Source organism: Treponema sp., from assembly GCF_024696245.1.
Lineage (GTDB): Bacteria > Spirochaetota > Spirochaetia > Treponematales > Treponemataceae > Treponema_D.
This window is the reverse complement of sequence record NZ_JAILGZ010000106.1, coordinates 1-15955: the sequence shown is the minus strand read 5'-3', so window position 1 is coordinate 15955 and position 15955 is coordinate 1. Positions and strand designations below refer to the sequence as shown.

General features: G+C 37.9%; 12 protein-coding genes. 6 read left to right on the top strand and 6 right to left on the bottom strand.

Annotated features, from left to right (window positions below; all coding sequences use genetic code 11):
- Positions 1 to 114: 114 nt before the first annotated feature.
- A complete protein-coding gene (locus K6D58_RS07240; protein WP_296829091.1) occupies positions 115 to 588 on the top strand; it encodes a dehydroquinate synthase/iron-containing alcohol dehydrogenase family protein in 474 nt (157 codons plus the stop codon).
- Positions 589 to 1404, top strand: a complete 816-nt coding sequence (locus tag K6D58_RS07235) for a TrmH family RNA methyltransferase (RefSeq protein WP_296829088.1) — start codon at positions 589 to 591, stop codon at positions 1402 to 1404.
- Here the strand turns inward: K6D58_RS07235 and K6D58_RS07230 are convergent.
- The 3 genes from K6D58_RS07230 to K6D58_RS07220 form a co-directional block, all read right to left on the bottom strand.
- Positions 1391 to 2875, bottom strand: a complete 1485-nt coding sequence (locus K6D58_RS07230) for an HDOD domain-containing protein (protein ID WP_296829086.1) — start codon at positions 2873 to 2875, stop codon at positions 1391 to 1393. The genes K6D58_RS07235 and K6D58_RS07230 overlap by 14 nt on opposite strands.
- 89 nt (positions 2876 to 2964) lie before the next feature.
- Positions 2965 to 3732: a Nif3-like dinuclear metal center hexameric protein gene (locus K6D58_RS07225; RefSeq protein WP_296829085.1), complete on the bottom strand. Its 768-nt coding sequence runs from the start codon at positions 3730 to 3732 to the stop codon at positions 2965 to 2967.
- Positions 3733 to 3769: 37 nt separating this feature from the next.
- On the bottom strand, positions 3770 to 4402 hold the full coding sequence (locus K6D58_RS07220; protein ID WP_296829083.1) for a histidine phosphatase family protein: 633 nt from the start codon (positions 4400 to 4402) through the stop codon (positions 3770 to 3772).
- A gap of 115 nt (positions 4403 to 4517) precedes the next feature.
- Here K6D58_RS07220 and K6D58_RS07215 point away from each other — a divergent pair, with 115 nt between their 5' ends.
- Together K6D58_RS07215 and K6D58_RS07210 are read left to right on the top strand one after the other, a co-directional pair.
- On the top strand, positions 4518 to 4694 hold the full coding sequence (locus K6D58_RS07215) for a hypothetical protein (protein ID WP_296829081.1): 177 nt from the start codon (positions 4518 to 4520) through the stop codon (positions 4692 to 4694).
- Positions 4691 to 5257 carry a thymidine kinase gene (locus K6D58_RS07210; RefSeq protein WP_296829079.1) on the top strand — a complete coding sequence of 189 codons (567 nt, stop codon included), beginning with the start codon at positions 4691 to 4693 and terminating at the stop codon, positions 5255 to 5257. Before K6D58_RS07215 ends, K6D58_RS07210 begins: the two co-directional genes overlap by 4 nt.
- A gap of 9 nt (positions 5258 to 5266) precedes the next feature.
- On the opposite strand, the gene mazG is transcribed toward K6D58_RS07210, so the two are convergent.
- The gene (mazG, locus tag K6D58_RS07205; protein ID WP_296829077.1) at positions 5267 to 6154 is read right to left on the bottom strand and encodes a nucleoside triphosphate pyrophosphohydrolase; all 888 of its coding nucleotides are present in this window, start codon (positions 6152 to 6154) and stop codon (positions 5267 to 5269) included.
- A 9-nt stretch (positions 6155 to 6163) separates the two neighbouring features.
- Positions 6164 to 7648 (bottom strand): CapA family protein, encoded by a 1485-nt coding sequence (locus K6D58_RS07200; RefSeq protein WP_296829075.1) that lies wholly within the window; start codon positions 7646 to 7648, stop codon positions 6164 to 6166.
- A gap of 387 nt (positions 7649 to 8035) precedes the next feature.
- Between K6D58_RS07200 and carB (K6D58_RS07195) the strand changes: the two genes are divergently transcribed.
- On the top strand, positions 8036 to 11284 hold the full coding sequence (gene carB / locus K6D58_RS07195; RefSeq protein WP_296829073.1) for a carbamoyl-phosphate synthase large subunit: 3249 nt from the start codon (positions 8036 to 8038) through the stop codon (positions 11282 to 11284).
- Between the two features lie 115 nt (positions 11285 to 11399).
- Here carB (K6D58_RS07195) and yfcE read toward each other — a convergent pair whose 3' ends face one another.
- A complete protein-coding gene (gene yfcE, locus K6D58_RS07190) occupies positions 11400 to 11966 on the bottom strand; it encodes a phosphodiesterase (protein ID WP_296829071.1) in 567 nt (188 codons plus the stop codon).
- Between the two features lie 282 nt (positions 11967 to 12248).
- Between yfcE and carB (K6D58_RS07185) the strand changes: the two genes are divergently transcribed.
- A partial coding sequence (gene carB / locus K6D58_RS07185; protein ID WP_296829070.1) for a carbamoyl-phosphate synthase large subunit occupies positions 12249 to 15955 on the top strand: 3707 nt, incomplete at its 3' end.

The following is a 15955-nucleotide window of genomic DNA, read 5'->3' as shown; positions in this document are numbered from 1 at the left end:
CTTCAATGCATTCTATGTCTGTTACAGTTCCATCAACAAACTCTGCTCCGAGCTTGTCCGCATGTTCTCTGAACTTCATTCCGAGATCAAATCCATTCACTTATTTCTTATGCTATGGATGGTGCCCAGACTCTTACTGTTACAACTCCACAGGAACTTCTTTTAGCTCAGGGCGGTTGTATGACAGCTCTGGCAGCAGCCACAAGTTCCATGGGACCGGCTTCCCTTCTTGCTTTAACAATCAATTCAAGATTTAAAATTTCCCGCTCCCTTACTTCTACAATTCTTTTCCCTTATGTAATTGAAGATGGAGCTAAATTTAAAAGTGACAAGCTTGCAGTTCTTGCAAAAATCCTCAGGGCAGCACCAGAAGATGCTGACGATGCAAAAGCAGCAGCCTTATTTGCAGATTATATCCGCCAGCATATAGCTAAAATGAATATTCCGGCACGTTTAAAGGAACTTTCCCTTGGTATTGAACAGCTTTCCCTTGCAGCAGAAGATGCAGGAGAAACAGACCTTATAAATGCCCTTCCTAGAAGCATGTCCAGTGATGATTTATTTGAACTTATAAAGCAGGCATACTAAATGATTCACCCAGGAAAACTTAATCAGCTTAAGGCAGGCCAGAAAAGAAGAAAGCTTGCCCTTACCTTTGGCGAACTGGAAAGAGATATTGCCGGAATTGCCGAAGGTGGAACCGCATATAACTTTACCCAGATGCCAAGAAGTGAATACGTTAAAACCGTAACAAAAATCCTTCTTGAAGACCCAAAACTCAGTCCGGAAAATGCCCGCCAGCTTACAGAACTTCTTAATCAGGAACCTTTTGATGAACGAAGAACCTGTAACAAGGCAAGAAACATTCTTTTAGCAATAATAGGAACATTCCCTGCTGAATGGGATCTGGTAATAGCACCTCATGCCCAGGAAAAAATCAGTGTGGAAGAAAGAAAATTCTTTAAGGGAATGTGTGTATACGCAGAAGATATACGCTCACCTTTTAATGTAGGTTCTATTTTCCGTACTGCAGAAGCTATGGGCTGTGAAAAAGTTTATATTTCACCTAACTGTACTGATCCACAACAGACTAAAGCCATAAGGTCGGGAATGGGATGTATAGAAACCCTTGGTTATACCAGAGCTTCATTGGACAAGCTGCCGGATGACAAACCAATATTTGTACTTGAAACAGGAGGAACTCCCCTTAATGAGTTTAAATTTCCAAAAGAGGGAATTGTAATTATTGGTTCAGAAGAACTGGGAGTAAGCCCGGAAGCTCTTAAAAAGGCAAATGCTGGTATTGTTTCCATACCAATGACAGGATTAAAGGCATCATTAAACGTAGGTGTTGCTTTTGGAATCTTAATGCAGGCCTGGGTTGATTCCCTTACTCGCGGGTAAATGATTTTTTAAGACGGTCAGATATTCCTTCAAACTGTTCTTTATTAATAATCTTAAACATAGCAAGAACATTTGGATTTATCTGTTCGTATTCAATTATTTCATCTCCATATTTAACGAACATATCTGCAAGATAAATAAGGGATGTAATCTTTTTAAATTCTTCTGGTGCTGAATCAGGATCATGGTGATAGCGTACAACATTAACAATTACAGGTGGGAAATTCCACTTTTCTGCAATTAAGGAACCTACTTCTCCATGATTTACACCGGCAACCATACTTTCAAATAAAGAAACAGAAACATTTCTTTTATCACACATTACCTTTATCTTTTCCAGAATATCCGGATGGGCTGCTTCAAACACAATTTTACCCATATCGTGAAGAAGACCACATACATAAGAATCTTCTATACAAACCCTGTCACCGCCGGCAAAGTTTCTTGCAAGATTATAGGCATAAAAGGCAACTTTGTATGAATGATCCCACATATGCTTATCATCAGCTGTAGTCATAAGATTCTGTATGGAACCAATACTAAAGAGTAAGTTTCTGATTCCCCTGAGACCTACAATTTTTACTGCATCACCTATTGAATGACATGGGGAATAAAGTGAAAAGGCTGCTGAATTAACAAGCTTAAGAAGTTCCGCAGTCAAAGAAACGTCACTGGAAATCTGAAGGGCAATATCACTTAACTTACTCTTAGGATCACTAATAAGGGAATTAATCTTAGTAATATTCTCCGGAAATTCAGGGAGACCTTTAATAATATCTACAAAGTCTTTAGAAAGGTCAGCTACATCATTATTGAATTTCTGGCTGAATGGAAGAATAAGTCTTGTAAGGGTTTCTCCATTTTCGCTTAATACCTGAAAATTCTCTTCAGTCATACCAATTCTACGGAGAATAAGAATCATAATTACAAGACCAAGGCCAGCCCCTTCTGAATCATCAAGAAGCTGTGTCATACCCTGTTCAACAGAATCATACTGCTGAGCCCTGGTAATCTTATCATGTATACGCTTGTATTCAAAAACGGCAAGCTCTGATTTATTACGGATTTCTATTTTTATCTTTTTATTACGGGTCTGAAGACTTATTTTTACGTAAAGACCGGCCTTTCTCTGAAGGTCCATATAATAACGAATATTGTTTAAAGTATCAGTCTTAAAGTTTTTCATTCCTTCGTCGTACTGATCTTTATCCATTATATTAAGTTTTTTCTGATTAAAATAAATACGTTTGGTGTTAGCTTTTTTGGCGTTGTTAACCAGCTCTTTTAAACAATAAGAGAGGCCTTCAAACATCTGTTCCTGATTCAATTCCTTTAAAAAAACTTTTAACACGTCTTCAATGTAAACCAACATTTCCTGAGGAAGTGTATAAGTTGTTATAGTTAGAGGAATACCAGCCTGAATAGCAGTTTTTATTTTATTCTCATCAACTTTAATTCGCTTTTGAATCATACTCAGACCTTCAGTTTACCACACTTAAACCTTAAAGTGAAGTCTACTATATAAAGGTTATAATGAACTAACTTGTTCTTAACAAAAGATTATAAGCCCGTAGGAATGTCTATAAATACTGTTTCCAGCCCCAGTTCTTTTTCTACCTTTTCTTTAATCAGATTTACACCTACAGTTTCTGTCTGATAATGACCACCAGCTATAAGGTTAATACCACATTCCTTTACATAATAGAACTGTTCGTGGCCAACCTCTCCGGTAATATAAGCGTCAAGTTTTTCTGCAACAGCCTGCTCTACATCTTCTCCTGCACCGCCGGAAATAACCCCTACACTTTTAATAAGCTTTTTTCCAAAAGAAAGAATATGTAAAGGTTTCTCTCCCGGATTAAGGGCTTTTTCTGCCAGCTCTTCAACAGTTAAAGGTTTTTCCAGCTGCCCCTTGCATCCTATAGGCATGCCCCGCCAGAAACCAAAAGGCTCAGGATTTTTAAGACCAATTCTTGCAGCAAGACCATAATTATTTCCGTAAGGATTATTGGCATCTAAAGGAATATGGCAGGCATAAAGGGCAAGATCATTTTTCATAAAAGCATTTACCCTTTTATAAAAATTACCATTAAGAACCTCACAGCCACCCCAGAAAAGTCCATGATGAACAAATAAAAGCTGGGCTCCTTCCTCATGGGCTTTTAATGCAGTAGCTTCACAGGCATCAACGGCAAAGGCTATTTTTGTAACAGGAGTTTCATCAGGTTTCTGATTCTGAATCTGAATGCCATTTCTTGAAGGATCAGATGTAAAATTCTCAGGATGTAAAAAGCTTCTAAAATAATTGTCCAGTTCATTTAATGTCATACTTCTCTCCTTATATATTTACTTTTACAAATAAAGCTTATGCAAAGATTTTTGCTGTATATTCCAAAGAAAAAATACCATTCGTTAGTTTACAAAGATTCAGTCCGCAGTTAGGAATCTTAGTTTTAGCAAAATCATTTACAGACCATTCCAGCATCTGTTTAAGAAGACCTCTTACAACACCACCGTGGCATACAATTAAAAGGTTGTAATTCTCTGCCTTTTCTGCAGGAAGCTCTTTTTCTAGCTGACGAACGGTCGTTAGAAAATCATCCAATCTGCCAAAAAAGTCTTCATAGGACTCGGCACCCATTTCTGCATGGTAGTTTTCCGGAGCAAAAAACCAGTTTCTAAGGTTAATAAAACGGTCGTTAGTCTTAATTTCCTCAAAAGTATGGCCTTCTCCGTCTCCAAAACAGAATTCTATAATGCGGGAATCTTCCGACAATGGAGCTTTTGAATAAACATTCATTAGTTCAGCAGTTTTTTTAGCCCTGATTAAAGGACTTGTTAAAATCTTATCAAAAACAATACCGCTTTCATGAACAGCCTTGGATGTTTTAGCTGCAAGATCTATTCCATTCTGATTAAGGGGAATATCTGTTCTGCCCTGAAGACGCTTAATAGTATTCCAGTCAGTTTCACCATGTCTCATAAAATATACATTCATGGCCCTATTCTATCAAAAATTACCATGATATTCACCTGAAATTTAGACTACCGTTCGTTAATTAGACAGACTTAGCTTTTAGGTATAAACTATCCTTCCTTAAGGAAAACTTTATATGGACGACGACGAATATTACGAAAAAATGAGAAGACATAACTTAAACAGAGACATGAGCTGGCTTCCTAAGAAAAATAAAAAAGCTGACTATTCTAAATGGAGAGTCCATGAAGGCCGGGAAGATGCAGAAATGCTCCTGGAAAAAAATACACAAGATGATGAGGAAGAAAAATGATTACTTTAATTTGCGGAAGCATGTATTCCGGTAAATCAACAACACTTTTAATGAAAATTCAGAGGGCGATTTACGGAAGAAAAAAGGCAGTCCTTATCAGAGCAAAAATTGACAACAGAGGGTATTTTACTCATTCCCTGGGAAACGAAGAACTCCGTCAATTTGTAGAAAACAAAAAGCTTACAGTACTTGAGATAAATGAATTTACAGAAGAAAAGGTTAAGGAAATCTGTGAATTTTTTGATTCAATCTTTATTGATGAATTCTTTATGATTAAAAACTGTGCCCTTCTTGCAAAAAAAAGCCTGCCTTCCAATGATGTTTATTTTGCAGGACTTATTGCAACTTCCGAAAACCAGGTATTTTCAGAAGTAATAGATATTCTTCCTTATTGTGACGAAATATTAAAACTTAACGGTGTTTGTATGGAATGCGGTTCACAGCTGGGTAATTATTCCCTTTATACTGGGGGAACAAAAACCCAGACTATTGAAGTTGGTGATATTAATAAATACAAATGTGTCTGCAAGGAGTGTTACTTAAAAATTAACGGCAAACTATAATCTTTGCCCCTATTTCTTTTTTTTAGCATCATTCCAATGACGGCACATATCTTCAAGGGTAATATCTTTACCCTTTTTTTCTGCCTTATTAATTTCTTTTTCTACAGCCCTGAACCTTTTGCTGAATTTTCTGTTTGCATGATCAAGGGCAATCATTGGATCTACCCCCAGCATTCTTGAATAATTAACAAGTGCCAGGAATGAATCTCCAATTTCTTCTTCAAGATTAAGCTGGGCTTCTTCCAGTTTTTTATTAGAAGAACTTACAGTAAAAGGTATCTCTGCAGAACTTTTCTTAACCCCTTCAACTGAATTTACTGCATCCTGTATTTCATTCAGCTCTTCCTTAAGCTTTGCTTTTGCTTCATCAGCATTTTTCCAGGTAAAGCCTTTCTTTGCTGCTTTAGACACATATTTATAAGCCTTAAGTAAAGGAGGAAAATCTTCCGGCACGCTGTCGAGAACACTTTCTCCTTTACGGCCTTCAATATTTTCTTTGATTCTGTCCCACTGACTTAAAACAGTTTTACTGTCTTTTACAGCTCCTGTCATTTCTGAAAAACCTTCGCTGTCCTTAAAAACATGGGGATGACGGCGGATAAGTTTTTCAGAAACCATTTCTATAATCTGACTAAGGGTAAATTCTTCTGATTTTTCAAAAGTACTTGCCATAAGCATAACGTTAAAAAGAACATCCCCCAGTTCTTCCTTTACGTGGGGAGCATCTTTACTGGTAACTGCATCACTTACTTCAAATGATTCCTCAATCAAATCCCTTCTTAAAGAAAGAGCTGTCTGATCCTTATCCCAGGGACAACCATTCTCTGAAGTCAAAGTATTAGTAATTTCATAAAGTTTTTTAAAAGCTTCGGCTGTTTTATTTTCGTTATCTGTCATTTTTTTTCCTTACTTCTTTAATGTAACACCATTCTTTTTAATTGCAACCGGATACTGTTCAACATAAGCAATTCTTCCATCGAGAATACCAAGCTTTACGATTTCACTGTCTGTACCGCCCCGCATTCCTTCCATTCCGTTAAACAAAAAGTTTCCCATGGAAAAAACAATCAGACTGTTTCCGTGCCATTCTGTTGGCTGAAGAACATGAGGATGACTTCCAAAAACAACATCGGCTCCACTGTCACATAAGTCTTCATAATATTGGCGCTGGGATTTTGTTGGAGTAAATCTGTATTCCTCTCCACCGTGAATATTTACAATTACAAAGTAACCTGCATCTTTTTCTGCCTTTACAAGTTCCAGAAGTTCATCGCTCTTCCATAAAATACCGGCCCGGGTTTCTGTAGCAGTAGCAGTTTTTTCTCCGTTAAAGCCTGACTGTTCCACAGGAAAAGCACCGCAGGAAATTACAGCCACTGGCAGCCCCTTTATAGTTTTATGATAAAATTTTTTTGCTTCCTCTTCGTTATATCCAATTCCACTGGAGGGAATCTCATATTCCTTAAAAGCTGCCAGGGTATCTTTAAATCCTGTTTCACCATAATCATAACAGTGATTGTTTGTCTGCATTAAATAATCAAATCCGGCATCCATTAACTTTGGAAGCACAGCCTTCTTAAATTTAAAAGTATAAGTCTTAATTGCATTTTTCCAGGATTCAGTTACTACACCTTCAAGGTTACCAATAGAAAAATCTGCTCCCTGTAAAATTGGCAGAGTGTCATCAAAAACTTTAGTCAGTCCATCTTCATCATCAATAAGAATTTCCTGAATACCTCTGGCAACCATAATGTCACCAACACTGGCAATTGTAATCAGTTCACTTTTTTCTTTAAGTTCCTCAGAAACAAAAGTCTTTTTACAATAGTCATCAATTACTTTTTCAAAATCCCGATTAAAAACTGTTGCTAAAACCCCTTTCTTAAAAAGAAGTTTATACTCAGGATTATCAGCATACAAATTATCTACAGGAAGAGCCCTACTTCCCTGAGGAATATTTGCAGCATCAGTTATACTTACAGATAAATCTGCTTCGATTAAAGAATTACCGTTTTTAAAATCAGCAGGAAGTGATGGCAGATAACTCTTACTTTCAAGCTCATAAAATTTCTGATGAACTTCATACTTCTGTTTTTCTAAACCTGTTTCTATATAAGAGCTAAGCTCTGCAGCCACACGAATCTTTTTTCCAAAAAAACTTTCCTTATAAGAATTAAGGCAGGAAGCTTTTACAAAAGTCAGCTTTGTTTTTTCAGAAAGTTTTGGTGCTTTTTCCACAAAATTTTCATAAAGTTCATCACTTACTACAATAAGATTAACTTCTGTCCTGAATGTATGAATTGCAAAAATAATCATAAATAATGCAAAACAAAAAGCAGCAGCCAGTAAAATAATATTCAATTTTGTAAGCTGAAATTTTTTAAAATTCATCACTTTTTCTCCATATTATATAGTCCATGATCAGGTCCTTAAATTGACTCAATTATAGTTTGCAAAGAAAAGTCCTTCAATGGACAAATAAAAACACAGCTTTTCCAGAATTTATAAATATGCAGAAAAATGTATAAATATACAGTCATACTACTAGCATAAAGAAGTCTTTTCTGTTATAGTTTTATTCCAATATGAAGACGATAAAGATTACAAATGTAGCGTTTCTCAACATTGGAAATCACAGTTTTCATTTTTATTATTATTGAATTTTCAGGCGAGTTTCTTTTTTGGAACTCGCTTTTTTTATATTTTAATACCCGTAAGGACAGTCCGGCTGCCAGTCAGGTATTACAGAATTAAACAGGTTTTAGTAAGGAGTTACATATGAAGAGAGAAGACATTAACAAGGTCTTGATTATTGGATCGGGACCGATTGTTATTGGACAGGCATGTGAATTTGACTATTCAGGAACACAGGCTTGTAAAGCATTAAGAGAACAGGGTTACAAAATTGTACTTGTAAACTCAAACCCGGCAACTATCATGACAGATCCTGTTATGGCAGATGCAACTTATATCGAACCACTTAACGTTGAACGTCTTTCTCAAATAATTGAAAAGGAACGACCGGATGCCCTTCTTCCAAACCTTGGAGGACAGACAGGACTTAACATGGCTATGGAATTAAACAAGGCCGGTGTTCTTGATAAATATGGCGTACAGGTAATCGGTGTAAACCTCGATGCAATTGAACGTGGTGAAGACCGCGAAATCTTTAAGGAAACAATGCAGAAGCTTGGAATCGATACACCTCGTTCTGGAATCTGTCACACTATCGAAGGTGCAGAAAAAATTGCTGAAGAAATCGGATTCCCACTTGTAGTTCGTCCTGCTTACACAATGGGTGGACAGGGTGGCGGTTTCTGCTACAACGTAGAAGAACTTCGCACTATTGTTGGAAACGGTCTTGATCTTTCTATGACCCACCAGTGTTTGATTGAAGAATCTATCCTCGGATGGGAAGAACTTGAAGTAGAAGTTGTTCGTGATTCTAAAAATCAGATGATTGCTATTTGTTTTATTGAAAACATTGATGCAGTAGGTGTTCACACAGGAGACTCTTTCTGTTCAGCTCCATTCATGACAATTGATAAAGAACTTGAAGAAAAGCTCAAGAGCATGGCATTTAAGATTGTTAAATCAATTGGTGTTATCGGTGGAACTAACGTTCAGTTTGCCCACAATCCTAAAACTGGCCGCGTAGTTATTATTGAAATTAACCCACGTACATCACGTTCATCTGCCCTTGCTTCTAAGGCTACAGGTTTCCCAATTGCCCTTATCTCTGCAAAACTTGCATCAGGAATGACACTGGATGAAATCCCATACTGGCGTGACGGTACTCTTGATAAATATACACCAGGTGGAGCTCCAGACGGTGATTACGTTGTTCTTAAATTTGCACGCTGGGCATTTGAAAAATTCCGCGGTGTAGAAGATTCACTTGGAACATCAATGAAGGCTGTTGGTGAAGTTATGTCCATCGGTAAAACTTTCAAGGAAACTTTCCAGAAAGCAATCCGTGGTCTTGAAAACGGCCGCTCAGGTCTTGGTTTTGCAAAAGACTTTAACCGCAAATCAGCAGATGAACTTTGCGAAATGCTCAAGACAGCTTCCAGCGAAAGATACTTCCAGCTTTATGAAGCAATCCGTAAGGGTGTTTCCCTTGATAAACTTCATGACATTACTTACGTTAAGATGTACTTCCTTGAACAGATGAAGGAACTTGTAGACCTTGAAGAAGAAATGCTTAAGAACCCTGGACGTGTTCCTGAAGACAAGCTCTTAATTCAGGCTAAGAAAGACGGATTCAGCGATAAATATCTTTCAAAGATTCTTAAAGTTGCAGAAAAAGATATTCGTGCCCGCCGCAATGAACTTGGAATAAAAGAAGCATGGCTTGCAGTTCCTGTATCAGGCGTTAAAAATGCAAACTACTATTATTCAACATACAATGCAGAAGACAAATCTGTTGCTACAACAAATCCTAAAAAGATTATGATTTTAGGCGGTGGTCCTAACAGAATCGGTCAGGGTATTGAATTTGACTACTGCTGCTGTCATGCCGCTATGCAGCTTAAAGAAATGGGTTATGAAACAATTATTGTTAACTGTAACCCTGAAACAGTTTCTACAGACTATGACACTTCTGACAAACTTTACTTTGAACCAGTTACTACAGAAGACGTTCTTCAGATTTACGAAAAAGAAAAGCCTTATGGTGTAATCGTTCAGTTTGGTGGTCAGACACCACTTAACATTGCCCGCGAACTTCAGGAAAACGGTGTTAATATTATTGGTAATTCAATTGCTTCAATTGATCTTGAAGAAGAACGTGACCTCTTCAGCCACATGATGGCAAAGCTCGACATTCCAATGCCAGAAAGTGGAATGGCTATTAACTTTGATGAAGCAAAAGCCTGTGCAGAAAAAATCGGCTACCCTATTATGATTCGTCCTTCTTTCGTACTTGGTGGTCGTGGAATGGAAGTTATTTATGATGAAGCAACTCTCCGTGAATATGTAGACAAGGCTGTAGGTGTTACACCAGACCGTCCACTTCTTATTGACCGCTTCCTTAAGAACGCCCTTGAATGTGAAGCAGATGCTCTTGCAGATTCTGCCCATGTTTATATTCCGGCTGTTATGGAACACGTTGAACTTGCAGGTATCCACTCAGGTGACTCAGCTTGTGTACTTCCACCAGTAAATATTCCGGAAAACAATCTTAAGACAATTAAGGAATACACTAAGAAAATTGCAGAAAACCTTCACGTATGCGGTCTTATGAACATGCAGTATGCTATCGAAGACGGAAAGGTTTATGTAATCGAAGCTAACCCACGTGCTTCACGTACAGTTCCTCTTGTAAGTAAAGTTTGTGATACTCAGATGGCCCGCCTTGCAACACGTATGATGCTTGGTGAATCTCTTGAATCACTTGGACTTAAGGATAAGGTTATTCCTTACCACGGAGCAAAAGAAGCTGTTCTTCCTTGGGCAAGATTCCCTGGAGTTGACCCTATTCTTGGACCAGAAATGCGTTCAACAGGTGAAGTTCTTGGTCTTGCAGAAAACTTCCCTCTTGCATTCTACAAAGCACAGGAAGCTGCAGGTTCTGAATTACCACATGCACCAGCAGCTTGGGAAAACAAGAAGGTTCTTATTTCCCTCAGCAACAAAGAAAGCCAGAAAGAAGAAGTTCTTACTATCGGAAAAACATTAAAGGATCTTGGCTTTACACTGGTTGCAACACAGGGTACTGCAGACTTCTACAATGCAAACGGAATTAAATGCAGTCTTGTAAACAAAATCGGTGCAGGACGTCCTGACGTAGTTGATATAATTATGAACAAGGAAGTTTGCCTGGTTATTAATACTCCAAAAGCTAAACGTAACTATGCAGAAGACCGTAAGACAATCCGTAAGGTATGCCTTAAATACAAGGTTCCTTACATTACAACTCTTGCCGGTGCTCTTGCAGCAGTTAAGGGTATCGAATCCGTTAAAAACGGAAACGGTGGCGAAGGTGGAGTTACGTCTCTGCAGGAATACCACTCACTGATTAAATAAATAATTTAACGCAGTGGTCGAACCTGTAAAACCACCCTATTAAAAAATTAAAGCCAATCTGATTTTTAAGTCAGGTTGGCTTTCTTTATTTACAGTGCTTTTATTTAAGGAGGTTTTATTTTACAAAACTTTTTTCCATATAAACTTTTCCGTCTTCAACATTCTTCCATTTGAAAAGACCATCTTCAAGAACAATATAACTATGACAGGAGTTTTCTTTTGGAATGGAAACAGAGCCAGTATTTAAATACCAGAAAGATTTACCATCTTCAGTTTGACATTCACAACATGCAGGAACATGAGTATGTCCACAAAGAAGAATTCCATTACTTACAAAAAGCGGAGGATTCTTCTGGCCAAACAAATGTCCGTGAGTTGCAAAAATGCTGAGGCCATCTCTTTCTAACAAAGCATAATCAGCAAGTACCGGAAACTTTAATACCATCTGATCCACTTCTGCATCACAGTTTCCCCTGACACAAATAATTCTTTCCGCAAGGGGATTCAACATTTCTATAACTTTCTTTGGTGCATATTCATCAGGAAGATCATTCCTTGGACCGTGGTAAAGTATATCTCCAAGAAGCAGAATCTTCTGAGCCTGCTCTTCTTCAAAACGTTCAAGCATTTTCTGACACCAAAAAGCTGAACCATGTATATCTGACGCAATAAATAATTTCATGAGGAAAATTTTATAAATATTCACCCTAAGGTCAAGGGATAAGGAAGCTTACTCTAATTGTAAAAAACAGAACTACTTATACTTTAAAAATCCATTCTCGTTTACATGAAAAATCCTTTCTATTATAATGTATCTACTATGAATACTGAGGGAACTAAATGCTTAAATCATATGATTTTAATAAACGCTCTTCAGTATTTATTTTTAAATTAGACACTTAAAGGAACAGCGAATCTTACGTTGTTCCTTTTTTTTTACACGAATAAAAATGAGGAGAAATATATGCCTTTAAACAAAAATATTCACAAAGTAATGGTTATTGGTTCAGGCCCTATCATTATCGGACAGGCTGCAGAATTTGACTATGCAGGTTCCCAGGCTTGTAAGGCCCTTAAGGAACAGGGACTTGAAGTTGTACTGGTTAATTCAAACCCTGCAACACTTATGACTGACCATGCTATGGCAGATCACATTTACATTGAACCACTTATTCCAGAAACAATTCAGCGCATTATAGAAAAAGAAAAACCGGACAGCATCCTTTCCTCTTTAGGAGGACAGACCGGCCTTACCCTTTGTATGGAACTTGCAAAATCAGGTTTTCTTGAAAGTCACAATGTAAAACTTCTTGGAGCAAAACCAGAAACTATTGATAAGGCAGAAGACCGCCAGCTCTTTAAAGATACAATGGAATCTATCGGAGAACCTTGTATTCCATCTAAGGTTGTTACAACTTATGAAGATGCCCTGGACTTTGTAAAGAACCAGATTGGTTATCCGGTAATTATTCGTCCGGCCTTTACTCTTGGTGGTACAGGTGGCGGTATTGCAAATAACGAAAGTGAATTTGATGAAATTGCCCACAATGGACTTCACCGTTCACCTATTCATCAGATTCTTGTAGAAAAATGTATTTCCGGATGGAAAGAAATTGAATTTGAAGTTATGAGGGACAGTTCCGGAAACGTACTTACTGTATGTTCCATGGAAAACTTTGACCCTGTTGGTGTTCATACCGGTGATTCCATTGTAATTGCTCCTGCAGTAACTTTAAGTGATAAAGAATACCAGATGCTTCGTTCAGCTGCCCTTAACATTATTTCTTCTTTAGGTATGGAAGGTGGCTGTAACTGTCAGTTTGCTTTAAACCCTGATACTTTTGAATATGCAGTTATTGAAGTTAATCCTCGTGTTTCCCGTTCATCAGCTCTTGCATCAAAAGCAACTGGTTACCCTATCGCAAAAGTTGCAACACTTATTGCCATCGGATACAATCTTGATGAAATTCCAAACTTTGTTACTAAAAAAACAGCTGCATGTTTTGAACCAGTTCTGGATTATGTAGTAGTAAAATTCCCTAAGTTCCCATTTGATAAATTTGTTTATGCAGCCCGCAAGTTAGGAACACAAATGAAAGCTACGGGAGAAGTTATGGCTATCGGTCATAACTTTGAAACAGCAATTATGAAAGCTGTCCGTGGTGCAGAAGTTGGAGTTAACAGCCTTAACCTTCCAGTCTTTGAAGAAGAATCCGATGAAGATATTAAGCGCCGTGTTCATGAATGTACAGACCAGAGAATCTTTGCAATATTCCAGGCTATTAAGAGAAAGATTCTTACCCTTCAGGAAATCCATGACATTACAAAAATCGATATGTGGTTCCTTTCTCATCTGGACAATCTTGCTAAAACAGAAATTGAATTTGCAAACCTTAAACTTGTAGGAAAACAGCCTACTCTTGAACAGTACATAGCTGCAAAAAAATACGGCTATCCTGATAAGGTAATCGAAAAACTTGCAGGAATTAAAATACCAGGTTCAACAGGAATTCTTAAAGAATCAAAGCAGGCAGCTAAACTCTTATCCCAGGGAAAGCTTGCTCACATTCCTTCTACCTACAAAATGGTTGATACCTGTGCCGGTGAATTCAATGCAGAAACACCTTACTTCTACGGTAACTATGATTCTGCAAATGAAGCAAAAGACTTCCTTGATCAGAAGGAAAAGAAAGGTAAAAAATCTTCTAAAGGTACAATTATCGTTTTAGGCTCAGGACCTATTCGTATTGGTCAGGGTATTGAATTCGACTATGCCAGCGTTCAGTGTGTTTGGGCCCTTAAAAAACTTGGCTATGATGTTGTAACAATTAACAATAACCCGGAAACAGTATCTACCGACTTTGATACTTCCGATCGTTTGTATTTTGAACCATTAACTCCGGAAGACGTAATGAGTGTTATAGCTACCGAACGACCGTTAGGCGTTGTAGTAGCATTTGGTGGTCAGACAGCCATTAAACTTACTAAATTCCTCGATAATCAGGGCATACGAATATTAGGAACTTCCGCAGATTCCATCGACCTTGCAGAAGACAGGGAACGCTTTGAAGAACTCTGCGAACGACTGAATATTAACCGTCCAAAGGGCCTTACAATCTTTACAGAGCAGGAAGCCCTTGATGCTACCAAACGTTTGGGATATCCGGTTCTCCTCCGTCCTAGTTACGTTTTAGGCGGCCAGAATATGATTATCGCATTTAACGACGATGACGTAAAAGAATACATGAAGATTATTCTTGCCCAGGGTATAGAAAATCCAGTTCTTATAGACCAGTACATGATGGGTACAGAACTTGAAGTAGATGCCATTTGTGACGGTAAGGACATTCTTATTCCAGGTATTATGGAACATATTGAACGTACAGGTATTCACTCAGGAGACTCTATTGCAGTTTATCCAAGCTGGAACCTTAATGACATTCTTCGTGAAAAAATCATTAACCAGAGCCGTGAACTTGCCCTTGCTTTAGGTACAAAGGGTCTTGTAAACATTCAGTATCTTATTTACAACAACGACCTTTACATAATCGAAGTTAACCCTCGTTCATCAAGAACTGTTCCTTATATTTCAAAAGTATCCGGTGTGCCAATGGTAGAACTTGCCGTAAGGGCAATGCTGGGAGAAAAACTCAGTAAGTTTGGTTATGGAACAGGTCTTTACAGACTGCCTCCTTATTTTGCAGTTAAAGTTCCAGTATTTAGTTTTGAAAAACTTATGGACGTTGATACCCACCTTGGTCCTGAAATGAAATCTACCGGTGAAGTTTTAGGTATTGCTTCTACAATGGAAGAAGCTCTTTACAAGGGACTTATTGGTGCAGGCTACAACATGAAACGCACAGGAGGAGTTCTCTTTAGCGTTCGTAAGACTGACCGTTTTGAACTTCCTGATCTTGCAAGAAAATTCTACGACATGGGATTTAAACTTTATGCAACAGAAGGTAATGCCGAAACCCTTCGTGACTTTGGTATGGAAGTAGAAGTCGTAAACAAGATTCACGAAAATCCAAAAGACAATCTTCTTACCCTTCTTGATTCCGGAAAAATTGATTACGTAATTTCTACATCAGCAAAAGGACGTGACCCAAGAGCAGACTCTGTTAAAATGAGACGCCATGCAGTTGAACGTGACATTCCTTGTTTAACAGCTATCGATACTGCAAACGCTCTTGCCAATTGTCTTAAGTCAAAACATTCCGCAGAAAATCTTCCTCTTATTGATATTAATAATCTTCGTGAAACAAAAGAAAAAATTAAATTCACAAAAATGGATTCAACAGGAAACGACTTTATTATTATCAATGCAATGGCACAGGAAATCAGTAATCCAGCCGGACTTGCCGTAAGACTCTGTGACAAACGCAATGGTGGAATTGGTGCAGACTCCCTTGTAGTAATTAATACATCCGACAAAGCTGATGCCAGAATGAACTTCTATAACCAGGACGGTACAGAAGGAAAGATGGCCGGAAATGCCATTCGCTGCGTAGGAAAATATCTTTACGACAACAATATCTGCGGCATTCAGACAAAGCATGGTAAGAAAACTGACAACACAGAAACAATTACCATAGAAACAGAAAGCGGTATTAAATCCCTTCTTCTCTATAAACAAAATGGTAAAGTTACATCTGTAACTGTTGATATGGG

What these genes read in the sequence shown, in the direction of transcription:
- K6D58_RS07200 (WP_296829075.1), bottom strand. Translation starts at nt 7,648, where the DNA reads ATGAATTTTAAAAAATTTCAGCTTACAAAATTGAATATTATTTTACTG.
- yfcE (WP_296829071.1), bottom strand. Translation starts at nt 11,966, where the DNA reads ATGAAATTATTTATTGCGTCAGATATACATGGTTCAGCTTTTTGGTGT.
- K6D58_RS07225 (WP_296829085.1), bottom strand. Translation starts at nt 3,732, where the DNA reads ATGACATTAAATGAACTGGACAATTATTTTAGAAGCTTTTTACATCCT.
- K6D58_RS07210 (WP_296829079.1), top strand. Translation starts at nt 4,691, where the DNA reads ATGATTACTTTAATTTGCGGAAGCATGTATTCCGGTAAATCAACAACA.
- carB (WP_296829073.1), top strand. Translation starts at nt 8,036, where the DNA reads ATGAAGAGAGAAGACATTAACAAGGTCTTGATTATTGGATCGGGACCG.
- K6D58_RS07240 (WP_296829091.1), top strand. Translation starts at nt 115, where the DNA reads ATGGATGGTGCCCAGACTCTTACTGTTACAACTCCACAGGAACTTCTT.
- mazG (WP_296829077.1), bottom strand. Translation starts at nt 6,154, where the DNA reads ATGACAGATAACGAAAATAAAACAGCCGAAGCTTTTAAAAAACTTTAT.
- K6D58_RS07215 (WP_296829081.1), top strand. Translation starts at nt 4,518, where the DNA reads ATGGACGACGACGAATATTACGAAAAAATGAGAAGACATAACTTAAAC.
- K6D58_RS07230 (WP_296829086.1), bottom strand. Translation starts at nt 2,875, where the DNA reads ATGATTCAAAAGCGAATTAAAGTTGATGAGAATAAAATAAAAACTGCT.
- K6D58_RS07220 (WP_296829083.1), bottom strand. Translation starts at nt 4,402, where the DNA reads ATGAATGTATATTTTATGAGACATGGTGAAACTGACTGGAATACTATT.
- K6D58_RS07235 (WP_296829088.1), top strand. Translation starts at nt 589, where the DNA reads ATGATTCACCCAGGAAAACTTAATCAGCTTAAGGCAGGCCAGAAAAGA.